This window comes from Streptomyces sp. NPDC001848 (genome assembly GCF_042891915.1).
In the GTDB taxonomy this organism is placed as follows: domain Bacteria; phylum Actinomycetota; class Actinomycetes; order Streptomycetales; family Streptomycetaceae; genus Streptomyces.
The window spans coordinates 270,388-287,429 of the sequence record NZ_JBIATP010000009.1 but is presented as its reverse complement, the minus strand read 5'-3'; the positions used below and the strand labels follow the sequence as shown (position 1 = coordinate 287,429).

At 69.8% G+C, this 17,042-nt stretch carries 11 protein-coding genes and 1 pseudogene; 5 read left to right on the top strand and 7 right to left on the bottom strand.

The features are described from left to right. Positions 1-14 precede the first annotated feature (14 nt). Positions 15-1,277, top strand: coding sequence for a hypothetical protein (locus tag ACFYZJ_RS20720; protein ID WP_388570109.1), 1,263 nt, complete (start codon positions 15-17; stop codon positions 1,275-1,277). Here the strand turns inward: ACFYZJ_RS20720 and ACFYZJ_RS20715 are convergent. Together ACFYZJ_RS20715 and ACFYZJ_RS20710 are read right to left on the bottom strand one after the other, a co-directional pair. Then, entirely contained in the window at positions 1,256-3,163 is a 1,908-nt protein-coding gene (locus ACFYZJ_RS20715) for an asparagine synthetase B family protein (protein WP_388570107.1), read from the bottom strand. The genes ACFYZJ_RS20720 and ACFYZJ_RS20715 overlap by 22 nt on opposite strands. Next, positions 3,163-5,433, bottom strand: a complete 2,271-nt coding sequence (locus ACFYZJ_RS20710) for a bi-domain-containing oxidoreductase (protein ID WP_388570104.1) — start codon at positions 5,431-5,433, stop codon at positions 3,163-3,165. The genes ACFYZJ_RS20715 and ACFYZJ_RS20710 overlap by 1 nt, the downstream gene beginning before the upstream one ends. A 274-nt stretch (positions 5,434-5,707) precedes the next feature. Between ACFYZJ_RS20710 and wecB the strand changes: the two genes are divergently transcribed. Beyond that, a complete protein-coding gene (gene wecB, locus ACFYZJ_RS20705; RefSeq protein ID WP_388570320.1) occupies positions 5,708-7,024 on the top strand; it encodes a non-hydrolyzing UDP-N-acetylglucosamine 2-epimerase in 1,317 nt (438 codons plus the stop codon). Here wecB and wecC read toward each other — a convergent pair. After that, positions 6,926-8,104 (bottom strand): annotated as a pseudogene (gene wecC / locus ACFYZJ_RS20700) (UDP-N-acetyl-D-mannosamine dehydrogenase); the annotation flags it as partial. The gene wecB and the pseudogene wecC sit on opposite strands and share 99 nt — an antisense overlap. 85 nt (positions 8,105-8,189) lie before the next feature. Here wecC and ACFYZJ_RS20695 point away from each other — a divergent pair. After that, positions 8,190-8,468 (top strand): hypothetical protein, encoded by a 279-nt coding sequence (locus tag ACFYZJ_RS20695; protein WP_388570102.1) that lies wholly within the window; start codon positions 8,190-8,192, stop codon positions 8,466-8,468. A gap of 22 nt (positions 8,469-8,490) precedes the next feature. Here ACFYZJ_RS20695 and ACFYZJ_RS20690 read toward each other — a convergent pair whose 3' ends face one another. The 3 genes from ACFYZJ_RS20690 to ACFYZJ_RS20680 form a co-directional block, all read right to left on the bottom strand. Continuing rightward, positions 8,491-9,933, bottom strand: a complete 1,443-nt coding sequence (locus ACFYZJ_RS20690; protein ID WP_388570099.1) for a lipopolysaccharide biosynthesis protein — start codon at positions 9,931-9,933, stop codon at positions 8,491-8,493. Positions 9,934-10,071: 138 nt separating this feature from the next. Then, the gene (locus ACFYZJ_RS20685) at positions 10,072-10,941 is read right to left on the bottom strand and encodes a class I SAM-dependent methyltransferase (protein ID WP_388570097.1); all 870 of its coding nucleotides are present in this window, start codon (positions 10,939-10,941) and stop codon (positions 10,072-10,074) included. A 113-nt stretch (positions 10,942-11,054) separates the two neighbouring features. After that, entirely contained in the window at positions 11,055-12,437 is a 1,383-nt protein-coding gene (locus ACFYZJ_RS20680) for an O-antigen ligase family protein (protein WP_388570094.1), read from the bottom strand. A 286-nt stretch (positions 12,438-12,723) separates the two neighbouring features. Here ACFYZJ_RS20680 and ACFYZJ_RS20675 point away from each other — a divergent pair, with 286 nt between their 5' ends. Together ACFYZJ_RS20675 and ACFYZJ_RS20670 are read left to right on the top strand one after the other, a co-directional pair. Then, a complete protein-coding gene (locus tag ACFYZJ_RS20675; protein WP_388570091.1) occupies positions 12,724-13,851 on the top strand; it encodes a glycosyltransferase family 4 protein in 1,128 nt (375 codons plus the stop codon). A 91-nt stretch (positions 13,852-13,942) separates the two neighbouring features. Continuing rightward, positions 13,943-14,695: a WecB/TagA/CpsF family glycosyltransferase gene (locus ACFYZJ_RS20670; RefSeq protein WP_388570088.1), complete on the top strand. Its 753-nt coding sequence runs from the start codon at positions 13,943-13,945 to the stop codon at positions 14,693-14,695. 158 nt (positions 14,696-14,853) lie between these two features. On the opposite strand, the gene ACFYZJ_RS20665 is transcribed toward ACFYZJ_RS20670, so the two are convergent. Then, positions 14,854-16,575, bottom strand: a complete 1,722-nt coding sequence (locus ACFYZJ_RS20665; RefSeq protein ID WP_388570085.1) for a sialidase family protein — start codon at positions 16,573-16,575, stop codon at positions 14,854-14,856. Positions 16,576-17,042: the final 467 nt, after the last annotated feature.

Below are 17,042 nucleotides of genomic sequence, written 5' to 3'. Positions count from 1 at the left end.
CACCAGGAGTACCCGTGCCGTCGAGAACCACCCCCACCGTCCCCTCACCCCAGGACCGCTCCGGACCGCACCGGCGCACCGCCGAGGGCTCCCCCCGCGAGCCCCGCGACGCCATGGACGTGCTCGCCCTGGCCGACCGGCTCTTCCGGTGGGCCGACGCCCGCGACTGGGCCGGCCCCGATCCGTACGACGGGCTCACCGGCCCGGCGGCGCGGCTGGCCGTGCACCGCGTGCTCCGCCAGGCGATCCTGCAGGCCGTCAAACGCAGCCGGGTCGACCTGCGAGGAATCCTGGGCATCCGCCCGCTGCGCACCGCCACGGCCACCGGGACCGCGGCCGGCGCCTGCGCCCGGCTCTCCGCCCACCCCGTGTGGCAGGAGCGCGCCCTGCGGCTCGGCCTGTCGACGGCCGCCGAGCAGATGTCCGGACGCTACGCCGGTCTGTGGCGCTACGAGTTCGACGTGCAGACCCGCTGGGCGTACTACCCCGCCTCCGTCCCGAACCTGGTGGCCACCACCTTCTGCGCGGACGGCTGCCTGGACACCGGGACGCTCGGCCCCGAGGCCGTACGGTCTCTCGCCCACGGGCTGCTGGAGCACCTGCACAACGGCGCGTTCTTCACCTACACCCCGACCAGTGGCGTCCTCGTGCACAACGCCAACCTCATGGGTGCCGCGCTCGCCGCCCGCCTGGCGCGCACCGTGGCCCTGCCCGACGGCCTGGAGGACCGGCTGACCGACGCCGCCCGCGGTGCGGTCGAGGTGAGCTTGGCGGGCCAGCGTCCCGACGGCTCGTGGCCGTACGGGCGGGGCCCGCGGCTCGACTGGGTGGACGGCTTCCACACCGGATACGTACTGCTGCGCCTCGAACAGGCGGGAACGCTGCTCGACCTGGACGTCCGGGGCCCTCTCGAACGCGGCACGGGCCACTACCTGCGGCACCTGTTCGACGGCCCCCTGCCCCGCTACTTCGCGGACGGCCGCACCCGACGCGACCCGAACAACGACGCGACAGCGGTGCGGATGGCGGCCTGGGCGGCCGGGCACGGATTCGTCGGGGCCGGCTTCGCCCGCTCCGTACTGTCCGCCGTCGTGGACCGCTACCCCGGCCTCGGCACGCAGCCGCGGGCAGGCGGGTCCCACGGGAACAGGGCCCTGTGGGAGTCGCCCCGGTGGAGCGCCGCGCCCATGCTGGACGCGCTGACCGCCCTGCACGCCGTGTTGCCGGACGGACGGGGGCCCGCAGCCCCGGTCGGTCAGCGGACCCCGGCCGCCTGATAGTTCGCCAGGACGTCAGCGGTCCGCCCGGAGCCCCCCACCGCGTTCCGCTCCCACCACACGGCCGCGCAGAACAACCCGAATACCGCGAGACCCCGGTCCCGCCGCGCCTGCACGTGTTCGGCGACGATTCGGTCCGCGGTGCGCCGGTCGAAGACATCGTCGAAAACCGGGGAGCGCCGTACCTCGGTCCACAGCCGGGCACCATGCTCGCGCAGCAGCGACCGTACCGGAGCTCCGAACCCCGTCTTGGGCCGCCGGGTGACGAACTCCGGTACGCCGGAGGCCACCGCGGCCGCGCGGAAGCGCGCCTTGCCGTCGCCCAGGCGCAGTTGCTCCTCCGCGACCGCGCCGAGGGCGGCGGCCACCACCGGCTCCCCCAGGAAGGGCACCCGCAGCTCCACGCTCGCCCGCATCGACGCGCGGTCGCCGTACAGCAGGTTCAGCCCCGGCAGGAACAGCCGCCGGTCGCACTCCACCAACGCCGCGAGGGGCGTACCACCCCCGTCGAGTACGGCGCCCGCCACCTCACGGTGCCGCTCGGTGACCGCGTCCAGACCGACGAGCGGCGACAGTGCCGCCCACTCCCGCCCGGAGTAATACGCCTGCGTCGCCCACGACCAGTCGCGTGGACCCAGCTGGAGCAGCCGCCCGAACTTGTCCGCGCGTCCCCGGTAGCGCCGGGGTGGGGGTACGAGGGCGCCGGCGCCGAGGGCGGGGCGCGCCCACGCGGGGAGCCGTTGCAGCAGCAACACGGCCTGGTAGCGCTCGTATCCGAGGAACAGTTCCTCGACACCGAGCCCCGACAGCAGCACGGTGGCCTTGCCGCGTGCGGCGTGCGACAACTGCATGAGGGCGACGGCGGCCGGGTCCCCGAAGGGCAGCTCCATGGTGCTGACCAGCTCCGGGACCCGGCGCAGCACGTCGACGTCCAGGTCGACCCAGGTGAGCGGCAGGTTCAGCTGCCGGGCCACCCGGCCCGCGTAGGGAGCGTCGTCCTCGAACGGCTCCCCGGCGGCCGCACCGCCCCCCGGTCGGGCGGCGAAGGCGGGCCCGGCGAAGCCCTCCCTGAGCAGTTCCACGCCCAGCCAGGTGCTGTCCAGACCGCCGCTCAGCAGCAGGCCCACCGTCACGTCCGCGCACACCTGCCGGGCGACCGACTCACGGACCGCGGCACCGATGTCCTCAGCGGGCTGAGCGACACCGGCCCGCCACCAGGGTGAGGGCTCGTCGTACTCCGGGGCGCGCCGGGACAGCACCGTTCCCGCCGACTCCGCACGCACGCGATCCCAGCCGGTTCGCGGCGGCGGCGTCCACAGGAACATGGCACCCTGCGCCACCGCGACCGGGTCGGCGTCGCCGGTCAGTCCCGCGGCGCGCAGCGGTTCGATCTCGCTGGCGAGCGCGACCAGTCGGCCCGCCCCGTCCGATGCCGCGTACAGCGGCTTCACGCCCAGCCGGTCACGCCCGTAGCGCAGTTCGCCGTCGGGCAGGACGAGGGCGAAGGCGAACATGCCGTCCAGCTGGTCCAGCAGCCGCGGCGCGTCCGGCTGCAGCAGCAGCTCGTAGAGGACCTCGGTGTCGCCCTCGGTCGTGAACCTCACATCCCGTTTCCGCAGCACCTCGCGCAGGTGCGGGGTGTTGTAGAGCTCGCCGTTGTAGACCATCACGCCCCGCTCGGGGGACCCGAAGGGCTGGTCGCTTCTGGGGTCGAGGTCCACGACGGCCAGGCGGCGGAAGTGAAGCGCCGCGTGCCAGGTGTCCCCGCCGAGTTCCAGGTGTCCGCTCGCGTCGGGGCCGCGGTGCGCGATCGCCGCGCACGGGTCCGGGTACGAGGGCCGCCGGTCCCGCCCGGCCCCGTTCAGCAGAACGACGAAGCCGCACATCACAGGGCCGCCGTGGCCGATGCGGAGCCATTGGCCTGCCGACCCGGTTTCGGCACGGCGGCCGCCTGCGCGCATCCGAGGGCCCTGGCCAGAGCGGGTGTAGAGGGGGCGTTCTCCATGACACGGTCCTCCGTGAGCGACTGGGCCGCGCGGCACGCGACGAGCGAACTCCACAGTGCCGACGCGAAGTCGGCGGCGGCAGCGGTCTCCTCGTCCAACGGCTCGTTGCGGACGAGGCGGACCAGGGCGCGCATCTCGGCCGCATGGCCCTTGGGCGCGCCGCGGTACTTCGTCGTGGCCGCCCTGCCGCCCTTCCACACGGTGAGCGCACGGAAGTCGTCGATCCGGGCCGCCACGCCGTCGGTGGCCACTTCCAGAAGTTCCTTGGGGGCTCCGGGTGGTGTCAGACCCCCGTACACGACGGACGCGGCAGACCCGTCGTCGTACGTGATCTGGAGGGTGACGCTTTGCGCGGCGGCCGAGTCCCGTGCGTCCACGCCGACCGCCCGCACGGCCAGCGGTCTGCCGGGGACCAGGAAGTTTGCGGTGTCGATGAAGTGGCACACCTCGCCCAGCAGCCGACCGCCCTGGTGCGGGTCGAAGTACCAATGCTCGGCCGGGAGCCGGCCGGCGAACACCCGGTGGACGACCTGGAGGGGCGCTCCGGTGGGGAGTGCGGCGCGCAGGTCCCGCACCGAGGGGGCGAACCGCCGATTGAACCCGGCCATCGCCGGGGCGCCGGAGCGCAGCCACGCGTCCGCGAGGTCCTCCAGTTCCGCCTCCGTGAGGCCCAGCGGCTTCTCGCAGTACAGGGCGGCGCCGCCTTGTAGCACCCGCGCCGCGTACCGGCCGTGGCTGTCGTGGCGGCTGAGCACCATCACGCAGTCCGCGTCACCCGAGGCGAGGCCGGTGTCGACGCTCTGCGCGATGGTACGGAAGCCCCACCGCCGGCCCTGGTGCGCGGCGGACAGCCCCCGTCCGCCGGCCACCCAGGAGAACGTGACGCCAGGCTCTCGCTCCAGCTCGGGGAAGAGCGTCCGCGTCGCGAAGTTGCCCGCCCCGATCGCCGCGATGCGAACGGTTCCCTGTGGGGTGCTCCACGTGCGGGAGCCGGCCGGGGGCACCGGCTGGGCCGGGAGCTGCGCCGTGCCGGGGTAGCGCAGGAGCAGGGCGACGCTCCGGCCGGTGCCGGACGGGTTCAGGGCCTCGTACGCGTCGGCCGCCTCCTCCACGGGGAAGACCCGTGGCTCCAGCCGGGCGAAGTCCACCGCGCCGGTCGCCAGCAACCGCAGCACCTCGGCGAGGTTGCGGCGTTCCGTCCAGGGGACGTAGCCCTCGGGATAGGGCTGGCCGTCCTCTTCGAAGCGCCGGTCGTACCGGCCCGGGCCATAGGACCGCGCGTAGCGGATCGACAGTTCCTTGTGGTAGTACGACGACCGCGGCGGCGCCACCTTCACGTCGCCGACGACCACCACCGTGGCACGGTCACGGGCGAGGCGGCCGGCGAACTCGACGGGGTCGGAGCTGGACGTGGCGGCGGTGATGAGCACCGCGTCCGCCCCGGCACCGGCCCACCGCCGGGACAGCACGCCGGGCAGGCCGTCGGCATCACGCGGGTAGGCCACGAGCCCTGCCGACTCCGCGAGCTCCACCATGGCCGGGTCGGGGTCGATGCCCAGCCCGTCGTACCCGTAGGCGCGCAGCAGATGCAGCGTGATCTGACCGACCAGGCCCAGACCGATGACGGCGATCCGGGAACCAGGTACAGCCTCGGCCTGGTGGATGCCCTGGAGCGCGATCGCGCCGACTGTGGCAAAGGCGGCCCACTGGGTGTCCACGCCGTCCGGTACGGGCACCACAAGGTTGCATGGCACAGCGACGATCTCCGCGTGCGACGCGTAGCGGGCACCGGCTGCGGCGACCCGCATCCCGGGGCGAATGTCGCTGACTCCCTCACCCGTCCGCAGGACCGTGCCCGAACAGGAGTATCCGAGCTGCACCGGACGATCCAGACGCTCCTGGACCGTCCGGTAGGTCTCGACGAGGCCTGTCCGCTTCACACTGTCGAGCACCTGCGCCACCTGGTCGGGCCGTTGTCGCGCCTTGCCGATCAGGCTCTGCGCACCGGTAGAGACGGTGGCCCGCTCCGTACCCGCGCTGATGAGCGACCAGTCGTTGCGGATCAGCACCGTGCCGGCGGCTGCTTCGGGTGCGGGAATTTCCCCCACTGTGACGGCACCGGTGCGCGGGGACAGGAGGACTGTTTTCAATTTCCTGCCTTACAGGAGGGAATGCGGATCCACGGCGCATTGTAGGCAGGGCGATTGACCCGCACTCGCGCCTTTCCTGCCGAGCGGACCAGACGGACGAACATCTCCATACGCAGGGGTGAACACGCCTTTGGCATGGCGGGCATGGTCGCGGAATACCGATTCGCTGATGGCCGGAGAGCGCTTCTTCCGCTCCGGAGAATACGGCCACCGGTGGTGGTCGGCCCGGCTGCGGTCCGGAGCCGCTCGGAAGGAGACTCGGGTGAAGCGATTGATGGTCGTTTACGGAACGAGACCAGAGGCCATCAAAATGGCTCCGGTGATCGAGGCACTCAACCGGTCCCGGTTGTTCCGTCCGACGGTGGCGGTGACGGCTCAGCACCGCGGCCTGCTCGACCAGGTGCACGCGTTGTTCGGCATCCGCCCCGACCATGACCTGGACATCCTCAGCCGGCGCCAGTCCCTGGCCGACATCACCGTCCGCGTCCTCAACGGGCTGTGCCCCCTGCTGCGGAACGAGCGTCCGGACGCGGTGCTGGTCCAGGGCGACACCACGACCGCGTTCGCCGGGGCTCTCGCCGCCTTCTACCACCGGATCCCCGTGGTCCACCTGGAGGCGGGGCTGCGCACCGACGACCGGTACGCGCCCTTTCCCGAGGAGATCAACCGCCGGCTCGCGACCCAGCTCGCCTCCCTGCACCTGGCGCCTACCTGGCACGCGCGCGACAACCTGCTGCGGGACGGCGTCCCGGAGTCCTCGGTCGTGGTCACCGGGAACACGGTCATCGACGCCCTGCACTGGGCGGTCGGGCGCAAGACGCACTACGGGGATCCAGCTCTGGCCGACCTCGACGACACCGCACGCCGAGTCCTGCTGGTGACGGCCCACCGCCGCGAGTCGTGGGGCAGCGGAATGGAGTCCATCGGCGGCGCCCTCGCCGACCTGGCCCGTACCGAGCCCGAGCTGCTCATCGTGCTCCCGCTGCACCCCAATCCGGTGGTGCGGGCGGCGATCCTGCCCCAGGTCGCCCACCTCGACAACGTCCGCCTGACGGATCCACTGGCCTATGGAGCGTTCGCCCGGCTGATGAACCGCGCGCACCTCATCCTGACCGACAGCGGCGGCATTCAGGAGGAGGGGCCGGGCCTGGGCAAGCCGGTGCTGGTGATGCGGGACACCACGGAACGTCCGGAGGCCGTGCGGGCCGGCACGAGCCGCCTGGTGGGCACCGACCGCGAGCACATCGTGAAGCAGGTGCGCCTGCTGCTGCACGACCGGGAGGCGTATGCCGCGATGGCGAAGGCCGTCAACCCGTACGGCGACGGACGCGCCGCGGACCGTACCGTACGGGCGATCGGGCACTGGATGGGACTGTGCGAACGCCCCGCGCAATTCGGTTCCCCGCCACAGACCGCGGCCGATTCCGCCTCAGCGCCAGAGGCCGCGGGTGTCGAACACCGCCTTGCCACGCAGGGCGGCCCGCTTGACGCCGCGGAAGGCATCGTGGTCCACGAGCAGCACGACGACGTCGGCATCCCGCACGGCGGTGACGGCGTCGACAAGTGCGACCTCGCCCGGACGTGCCAGTGACTCCGGAAGCTCTGCGATGTGCGGCTCCGCGACCAGCAGCCGGCCGACCCGGCGATCGGCCAGTTGCGTGACGATGTGCAGGGCGGGGCTCTCCCTCAGGTCGTCGATGTTCGCCTTGAAGGACAGGCCGAGGCACGCGATCACCGGGTCCTTGAATCGCTCGGCGGTCCGGACGACCTCGCCGAGCACATAGCCGGGCCGCTCGTCGTTGACCTCACGGGCGAGCCGGATCAACCGCGACTGTTGCGGGGCCGTGGACACGATGAACCACGGGTCCACGGCGATGCAGTGCCCGCCCACGCCCGGTCCCGGACGCAGGATGTCGACGCGGGGATGCCGGTTGGCCAGGGCGATGACGTCGCCGGCGTCGATGCCGAGGTGGTCACAGACCATGGACAGTTCGTTGGCGAAGGCGATGTTCACGTCCCGGAAGGCGTTCTCGCTGAGCTTCGCCATCTCCGCCGTGGTGGCATCGGTGAGCAGGCACTCCCCCTTGGTGAACACCTCGTAAAGCGTGCGTGCCCGCTCCGCACAGCCCTCGCCCACCCCGCCGACGACCCGGTCGTTGGTCACGATCTCGATCATCGTCCGCCCCGGCAGGACACGCTCGGGGCAGTGGGCGACCCGTACGTCGGGGGCGTCGCCGACCTCGTGGGGGAACGTCAGATCGGGCCGGTGCTTGCTCAGCCACCGGGAGAGTTCCACGGTGGTGCCGGGCGGCGAGGTGGACTCGAGGATGACGAGGTCGCCCGCCTTGAGCACCTCGGCGACCGAGGCAGCACCACTGCGCACGTACGAGAGGTCCGCGGTGCGGTCCTCCCGCAGCGGCGTGGGCACCGCGATGATGAAGGCGTCGGCGGGCTCGGGCACGCCCGTCGCCCGCAACCGCCCCATGGCAACGGCGCCGCTGACGGCCACCGCGAGGTCGGGTTCGACGAAGGGGGCACGGCCGGCGTTGATGAGTTCGACGGTGGCGGGGTTGATGTCGACGCCGATGACGTCGATCCCGTTGGTGGCGAGGGCAGCGGCGGTGGGGAGACCGATGTAGCCGAGGCCGACGACGCAGACTGTGGAGAACACCGGGAGGACTCCTTTTCCAGGGTATGCAACAGGTGAAAACCAGGCTGAAGGCGCCCTGCGAATTCTCCTGAGGGCACCTCACAGAATGGACCGGCAGAACATGCATCACCTACAGCCGCGCCGCGCCGACAGTGAACTCACCTGTTTCCTCTGTACGGCAGCGTCATCAGGCGTGCCGATGGTGGTGCTCACCAACGGCAAGTGCCCCGAACATCTCGATGAATATCGGCGACAACGGGACCCGTACATGGCCTGGCTCGGTGATGAAGATGTCGACCCGGCCGGTGGAACGCCGTACACAATGCCCCGCGCCGTACAGCACGTGGACTCAATGCGTCCTGCACCGCTCTCCGGTCCCGAATGACCTACAGCGGGGCGGCAGTGCCTCAGCCGACGGTCCGGAGCATACCCCTGGCGATGGCACGGGGACGCGTCAGCCGTCGACGCGCAACCAGCATGCACGGCACGAGGACGACAAGGGTCTGAGTGGCGACTGTGGCCCACAGCGGCCCCGCCAGACCGAGGTGGCCGACGGACCAGATCGATGCCATCACATTCAGCACGGCCATGAGGCCGCCGGCGATCATTTGTGGCCTCAGCGCTCCGGCTCCGTTGAGGAACACCCCGACCGCGGCACTCACGCACATCACGACGACATAGCCTCCCAGTGCCACGAGCAACCCCCGAGACGGAACGACTGCCCCGTCACCGATCCAGAGGCGCAGGAGCCACGGGGTGATCAGCGCGAGGACACTGGCGGCCACCACGCCGACGGCAGCCGACAGAACCACCGACCGCAGAAACGCCCTCCGTACCCAGGCGTGGTCGCCGCGCGCCCATGCCTCCCGGTAGGTCGCCCACAACGGTGTGAGAAACCCTTCGGCGGCGGTGAGCACCGGTGCGTACACGGTGAACGGCAGCACGTATTCGGCGACTCGGTTCGCACCCAGATAGTGCCCGACGACGAAGGCGTCCGACTTGTAGGCCACGATCCCGATCACCGTCAACAGGAAGAGCTGCACACCCTCCCGGCCGAGCCTGCCGCACGTCGACCGGTCCACGTCACGCAGCCGAGGGCGGAACTCGCGAACAGACCGGGCCAGTAGGAGTGTCGTGGTGACGCCGGCGAGCAGAGAGGTGGCGAGATACACGGCCGAGAACCATCGCAGGTCCGGCGCCAGGGCCGCCACGCCCACGAGTCCTGCCGCCTGCGCCAGAACTCCGAACGCCGTCGAGAGCGCCACCACATGACCACGCTGACGGGCGTAGTACACGCGGTTGGCGATCCCCAGAGGGAGGCTCAGCGCGGCTGTCGCCCCTGCCGCGAAGACCAGCAGGTCGACGTTTGTGGCAGGCACCTCGTGTCCCACTCCAAGGAGATCGTTCCAGGGCAGTGTGAGCGAGAGGATGCCGGAGATCGCGAGCAGCAGGAGAGCGACACCGCTCAGCAGGGCCAAGGCCGTGGTCACCACTCGGCGTACCGCGCAGACGGCATCGCGCCCACGAGCCTCGGATACCTGTCCCATCACAGCGGGCCCGACGCCGAAGTCGAGTGCGGAAAGCAGGGTGAAGGTAGTGGTGAGGTTCAGCCAGAGTCCGAACTCCCCTTTTTCGAGAGCACGGGCGACGAACGGAAGCACCAGCAGGTTGGCAATGCGGGAAATGCCTCCTGCGCCCATCGTCGTGGCGCCGACGGCGAAGATCCTTCGCCATCGGTAGCTGTCGCTCGACTCGCACGGAACCGAGCTGCCGGATCCGGGCTCACAGGTCGAACTCACCTGTCGAATATCGTCGGTTGATTGGGACCGCAGATGGCGGAACTGTTTCACAGGCACACCTGAGGGTTGGACTGTCAAAGCGCAAGAGCCATCGGTGACGGCCGTGCCGGGGCGCGGAGCGGACCGTGACGGACGGCAGCAGGGGCGCCGGGGCTACCCCGTGCGGCCGTATTCTCCGCAGGGTCTCGGTCAACGCGCGTGCGGTGTCAAGCGCACCCACAAGTGCCAGCCCAGTGCTCTCCCGCTGCCGAGTCCGTGAACGGGCAGCGGCGGGGCGTGCAGAAACTTCTTTTCGGCGTGGCGGACGTCGAAATCCGGGAAGTCCCGTCGGACGCGCCAGAGGTCGTAGACTCGCGAATAAGGGTTGTGCGGACCGTCGGTATTGCTGTGGATGAACCTCCGCATGCGCAGATACCGCGCGAGCCCGATCCTGCGGGCGTTGTCCAAGTGGGCACCGAGGAGCCCCCGGGGCGCGGGGAGCGCACCCACCCGCGCCAGAGGGTGGGCCGCCAGGAGCGCTGCCCGCCGCAGCAGCCCGATCGAGACCAGGTAGTTGAGCGACCAGCGGGCGTACAGCATGACCACCAGCTCCCCGTCGGGTTTCAGGACCCGGTGGACCTCCCTCTGGGCCCGGTGGATGTCGGGGACGTGGTGGAGCACCCCGTGGCTGAAGACGATGTCGAAGGACCCGTCCGGGAACGGAAGATCGAGAACGCTGGCCTGGTGCAGCCCTTCGTACGGCAGTCCGCGCAGGGCGAGCCGGGTCCCCGTTCTCCTGACCGCCGTCTCGGTCAGGTCGACCCCCGTCCACCGGGCGCCCCGCCGGATCAGCTGCTCGGCCTCCGAGCCCTGTCCGAGCCCGATCTCCAGAAGCCGCCGGCCGGAGACGTTCAGCCGGTCCAGACATGCTGGGATGTGAGATTCGAGCCGGTACTTCGCGGCGTCGTACCGCGAGAAGAACTCCTCGTAGTCCTGCCGCTCGTCTCCGCTCGGCGCTCCGAAGATGTTGTCGCCGCAGGGGTGCGCGGACCAGAACTCCTTGATGTCCGGCTCAAGCACGGGATTCTCCTGCCGTTTTCGCATGCGTACCCATGGGGTCGCTTGGGGCGGGTGACCAGAGGGGGATGTGACGCGGCGTTTCGTGGGCCGTGGTCCGCGGGCCGCGCACTGGATCAGGACAAGACGGGCACCGACGGGGAGGTGACCGGCGGGCGCCCGGTTGCGGCACCGGAGCCGCGCGGGACGGGAACGTGGCGGCAGGCGGCCGTGAGCAGAGGCCTCTCGGCGGTACCCGGCTCCCGCGGGACGCCGACGAGTGCGTAGGCGCAGGCGAGCACCAGCCACGACGGCAGGCCGATGAAGGTGGACTCCAGCGCGACGTTGGTGAAGGCGGTGCTGCAGACCGCGACAGTCGCGCCGAACCAGGCCGAGGCGACCGGATGGCGGCGTGCCCGCCATGTGCGGCGCAGGGTCGCGGCGACCAGGAACACCAGGGCGATTCCGGCAGGCCACCCGAGGTAGTAGATGTATCCGACGAACGAGTTGTGCGGGCCCGACCGGCGGTCGTGCAGCACCTGTCCTTCGAACCGCACGTCGAGCGGACGTCCCGCGCCCGCTCCCAGAAGCGGCTGCTCCCCGGCCTCCTTCAGCGCTTTCCGCCACATCGCGTACCGGAGTTCGACGTTGTTGGCGGCTTCGCTGTCGGAATCGTGCGCGTCGGCCTCCAGCCGGCTGACCAGGCCCCCCACCACCGGCATGTCCGAAAGATTGCCCTGCGGCGCGAAGCTGATCGCTGCCACCAGCCCCAGTGTGACGACGGACCACGACAGGAGCGGCCACCGCCGAAGGCGCAGGCCGCCGGACCGGAGGGCGACGGCCGTCGCAACCAGGGAGGCGAGCACGGTCAGCAAGGGGCCGCGCTTGCTGTCATCGGCCGTGAGCAGGGCCAGCCCCACGAGCGTGACGAGCAGCAGGCGGCCTTCCCCGAGATACCGCATCCGGACGCCGAACGCTCCCGCGATCGCCAGGTACAGCCCCGCAGCCGCGGGCACCAGCGGAATGTGGAGCACCACCTGCAGCAGCACGCCGAGCGCCGGTACGTACAGGACCCAGCGCAGGCGGACGAACTCCCGGTCTGTCCGGGTGAGCAGCCAGGTCGCCGCAAGCCATCCGACGACGGGGTACAGGCCGAGAATCACGCCCTTGAGGGGATCGGGATATCCCGCCGCGACTCCTCTCCACACTGCGGGGACGGTGACGACGGCGAGCAGCAATGCGACCCAGCGGAATCCTCTCAGCCGATCTTCCGAGAAGGCCCGGGGCGCCCAGACTCCTGCCGCCGCGAGCAACGCAAAAGCGACGAGGCCGTCCATGAGATAGACCGGCGCGGCCCCTACAGTCGCAAAGTTCTTGCCCAGCAGAAAAAGGGGGACCAGGCAGGCAGTCCACAGAAACCAGGCCGCGCCCCGGATGCAGGTTGCCAGAAGCACGGCCCCCGCGGCGCACACCGCGACAAAAGCGAACCAGAACAGCTGATCGGCGTCGCCCGGCGTCATTTCTGACACCCCCTTTCGTCAGGCCAGGAGCATCTTTATCACGCCGAGCACCGAACTTGGAGAGCCTGCCGCGTGAGTCACCACTGTTCAGGCATCGACATATCCTATGAATAACAAGAGACCAACGTGTCGCACTGGACTCTGCGACCCGGGCATGATGCTGTGAAAGCCCGGAAAATATCCAGGTAAATTTTTTCCTGATCCCCAGGTATCCCTCGGCTTTCATCGCTCCCCAGGTCACCGGCGGTCCCCTGGTTCCGATTCATTCCGTATGGAGGGAGGGGGCATGTTCCAGATCCGCCCGAGGAATCCGCGGCAGCGCTCGGCGCCGACCGTCCTCGCACTGAGGCACAGTGCGAGCCTCGGCGGCATGGGCAGGGCCGCCGAATTCTTCACCCCGGTGCTTCGGCGCGTGTGTGATGTCGTGGATGTCATCTCCCTTTCCGCGGAACGCGTGTCCGACCGCTTCGAGGTGCCCTGGGCCTCGAAGGCCGGCGCCACGGCCTCCGCCATGCGACGTTGCGCTTGGGCGCTGGTCTCGAAACGTCCGGACGCCGTCTATCTGCCGATCTCCCAGTGGGGTCTCCCCCTGCTGCGGGACGCCCTCGTCGTCACCCTCGCCAGGGCCAGCCGGTCCACTCCGGTGCTGCACCTCCACGGCGCCCAGTTGCCGGCGAAGCTCTCCGCCGCCCCACTCCTGCGGAAGGCACTGGGCGGAGCCCACTGGATCGTCCTGAGCCAGGACGTGGCCACAGCACTGCGGACCACTGGCTGCCGTACCAGGTCGGTGACGGTGATCCGGAACCCGGCACCGGAGGTGCACCTCGAAGCCGGGGCGCTTCCTCCGTGGAACCGCACGTCGTCAACGGCATCGGATGCCGCGCGTCCCCTGCGCGTCGCATGGCTCGGCACGATGTGCCGAGCCAAGGGATTCGACATCGTGTGCGATGCAGTGGACCGGATGAAGCGGTCGGGCGCCGCCGTGGACTTCTCCGTCGCCGGGATGCGCCGGGACGTGCCGCAGTCCCGGATGGGCTGTGTGGACCACGACCTCGGTGTGGTCCGGTCGGCGGACGTCCCCGCGTTCTGGTCCGCTGTCGACGTGTTCGTCCTCCCGGCCCGTTGGGCCGAGGGACTCCCTTTCGTCCTGCTCGAGGCGTTGCAGGCGGGCTGCGCCGTCGCGGCGACCCCGTCCCCCGGCTGCGCCGAACTCTTCCGTCACGGATGCGTGGACGACGTCGAACCCACGGTCGCCTCCGTCACCGGTTTCCTCGAGGCGTGCCGGACCGACCTCGACGGTGTCCGGGACCGCCAGCAGAAGGCGTGGCATCAACTGCGGCCGCTCTACGCGCACGATCGCGTCGAGGAGTCGTTCGCGCGGTTCTGGAACGCTGCGTTTCTCGGTCAAGGCTGACGACGCGTTGGAGGCACAGGTGTACACACCGCGCACGCCGGGGCTCCCCGACCAATCCACGACCAAGCGGACGACGGGTTTGTGCCGGCCAGTGACGGTGTGCGAACTGCCCGTCCAGCCGCTCACCCTTGAGGAGTCGGTGGCGGCGGCCGAGGCACTCATCGCGGACGGCGGCCCTCACCAGCACGTCGTGCTGAACGCCTCGAAGATCGTCCAGGCCCACGACGACCCGGAGCTGGCGCGGATCATCCGCTCGTGCTCGCTCGTCAACGCCGACGGGCAGTCCGTCGTGTGGGCGGGCCGCCTCCTCGGCAGCCCTCTGCCCGAACGGGTCGCGGGCATCGACTTCATGCTGGCGCTCTGGCGCAGCTCGGCACGCCGCGGATACCGCGTCTACCTACTGGGCGCCGCACCCCAGGTGGTCGAGGAAACCGCGCGCATCGCCGCAGCCCAGGGCGTCGAGATCGTCGGATACCGGGACGGCTACTGGGACGAGACCCAGGAGCCCCAAGTGGTTGCGGCCGTCCGCGAAGCCCGTCCGGACATCCTGTTCCTCGCCGTGCCGAGTCCGCGCAAGGAGTACTTTCTCGCGCGTCGGCAGAAGGACCTGGGCTGCGCGCTGATGGTCGGCGTCGGCGGATCCTTCGACGTGGTGGCGGGAGTGCGCAGCAGGGCGCCGCGGTGGATGCAGCGGGCCGGCCTCGAATGGTTCCACCGGCTGGTCCAGGAGCCGCGCCGCATGTTCCTGCGCTACGCGGTGGGCAATGCCCGGTTCGTCGCCCTCGTTGCCGCCTGCTGGGCGCGTCGGCTGGCCGGCCGCGGGGGTGGCGCGCAGGGCGGCTGAGCGTGCCGGGTACGCCGCTGTCCTCACCGTCCGACAGGGGCCCGTCACCTGTGAGCCGTCAGGTCCTGGTCCGCAGGCCGCCGGAGGGCCGATGCGGAACATGCTCCTCATCGGCCTTCCGGCGAGCGCTGTCTCACGCGCTGAGCCAGGTGCTTTTACTAGTCCTTGTGGTGCTCGTGCTTGGGGGGCTTGTGCTCGTGGTGGTGCTCGTCGGGCTTCGGCGAAGGCTTCGGCTGGTCAGGAAGCACGTGCACCGTACGCACGTTCGCGTCGCCGAGGTCGTTGTCTCCCCAGGAGGCGATGGCACCGGGATACATGTTGAGCTTGTCCGTGGTGATCCAGTTGTAGTCGCCCATGTAGAACGGTGGCGTGTTCTCATCCACCTTGGTCGGGAAGAACCGCGAGCTCACCGGCTTCCTCGTCCAGCTGCTTCCCCCGTCGGAGGACTGGGCGACCACGGCCTCGATTCTGAAGTTCCTCTCAACACCCTCGAAGGCACCCAGCCGGTCGTAGTAGAGACTCCAGAGCTTTCCGTGCGAGTCCACGTCCAAAGCCGGCTGGATCCGGTCGACTTCTTGTCCGACAGGGCCGTTGTCCACCCGGGTGGGGGCACTCCAAGTGGCGCCGCCGTCCGTCGACTTGGCCAACAGCGCACTGGCGAAGCAGTACTTCTGTTGGTGCTGGCAGTCGCTGTTGATGTCCAGCTGCTGCGCGAAACGACCGTCGTTCCAGGTGACGTACACCGCCTTGTTCGACGGATCGACCTTCAGGCCCTGGAGATCCACGAAGTTGCGGAACAGCCCCTGCATAGTCGTCCCGTTGCCGGTGGGCACCACTGAACTGACGACGCTGGTGGCGCCGAAGCTGGCGCCGTCATCGACCGATCGGCGGATACTGATGGACCGGGTCTGGTAGTCGGGGTCGAAGCGCTCCCAGGCGACGTAGACGTTGCCGCCCGAGCCCGCGTCCACCAGGGACCCGAACACGGAGATGCCGAAGCCGACGGCCTTGTCGATCACCTGTGGTGCTGTCCAGGTCGCCCCGCCGTCGGTCGACTTGACGTACTCGATCGCCGTGCAGAAGACGCCGCCACAGTTGACTCCGGAGTTGTCGAAGTCGGTGTACGTCACGTGGATGATGTCGTCGGAGGCGGACGAGGTCGGTCCCGGCTCGACGGCGATCCACGGCTTGTCGAAGAAGTGGCTGCCTCCGTCCGCGCTGGCCGCCATGACCGAGTGGAAGCTCTGACCGCCGTCCGTGGAACGGGACACCGAGACACCGGTCCTGAAGCCGCCGCTGGTCGGGAACTCTGCGGCCGTCGTCCCGAAGTAGAAGTTGCTGCTGCTCGAGCAGCCCAGCGTCGGGTCACCGATGATGTCCCGGCGGGTCACGCCGGGCGGGGGTGGATCGGCGACCAGGGCGCCCATGTCGGTGTACGACGGTTGTTTCTTGTCCGGGTCGGTGGTGCGGGACCATCCCACGATACTGATGCTGTGGCTTGGATTGGGGTTGACAAGCGATGAGATGAGACTTCCGGTGTCGACGTAGCCGGTGACCGCCGTCTTCCCGCACCAAGCCGTGCTCGGCTCGTTCTGCGTGTTGCCGCCGAACCGGGACAGGAAGTCCTCCGGGGCGTTCGGGTCGTTGGCGTAGCCCTGGGGCGCCGACCGTGGCGCCGCAGGCTGCCGCTGGGACGCCCGGCCCCGCAGCTTCTGCAGCATCTGCTGGTTGTCCGGCAGATTGAGCAGCATCTGGCCTGAGCTCGACAGGAACCGCTGCTGTTGGGCGGGGACGAACTGCTTCATCTTCGCAGCCAGCTCATGCAGTTGAGAGAGGGCGGCCTCGGGCTGCGACTGACCGATCGCCGGCGTCGCGGCCATTCCGACCACGGTGACGAACGAGGCCAGTAGTCCCGTGACTGCTGCACGACGTCTGCGTGGGCGCCTTTCGGGACCCGCAAGGAAATACAATGCGGTCACTCCTTTGCTGGGACTTCCTTATCGGTTTCACATCTCGGCGTCTTCGCAGAAGAAGTGAAATGCAATCACTCCCACAGGCGGCACCCGTTCAGCCGACCAGGGTTTGTCCTGGAGCGGTTTCTGGACCAACGGCCTGACATCGGTCTTGTATGAGGATCTGTCAGCTCTCCGACGGACCCATCCTGCTCGTTCAGATGGGGAGGTTTCTGCTCGCGGGCAGGCTGGCGGCCCGGCTGTCGCGCCGGGTGGCGCCGGGTTCCACACGCCAGACCTGGTTCTGCACGGCCTCGTGCAGGGGCAGGTTACGCAGTCTGCGAGCTGTCTCGACCAGCAGTACCACCCCGGCTCGGCCGAGAACAGCGCGGGAG

Excerpts from the sequence above, each read along its gene's own strand:
- ACFYZJ_RS20675 (WP_388570091.1), top strand. The coding sequence starts at position 12,724 with ATGTTCCAGATCCGCCCGAGGAATCCGCGGCAGCGCTCGGCGCCGACC.
- ACFYZJ_RS20715 (WP_388570107.1), bottom strand. The coding sequence starts at position 3,163 with ATGTGCGGCTTCGTCGTTCTGCTGAACGGGGCCGGGCGGGACCGGCGG.
- ACFYZJ_RS20695 (WP_388570102.1), top strand. The coding sequence starts at position 8,190 with ATGGACCGGCAGAACATGCATCACCTACAGCCGCGCCGCGCCGACAGT.
- ACFYZJ_RS20665 (WP_388570085.1), bottom strand. The coding sequence starts at position 16,575 with ATGGCCGCGACGCCGGCGATCGGTCAGTCGCAGCCCGAGGCCGCCCTC.
- wecB (WP_388570320.1), top strand. The coding sequence starts at position 5,708 with ATGGTCGTTTACGGAACGAGACCAGAGGCCATCAAAATGGCTCCGGTG.
- ACFYZJ_RS20680 (WP_388570094.1), bottom strand. The coding sequence starts at position 12,437 with ATGACGCCGGGCGACGCCGATCAGCTGTTCTGGTTCGCTTTTGTCGCG.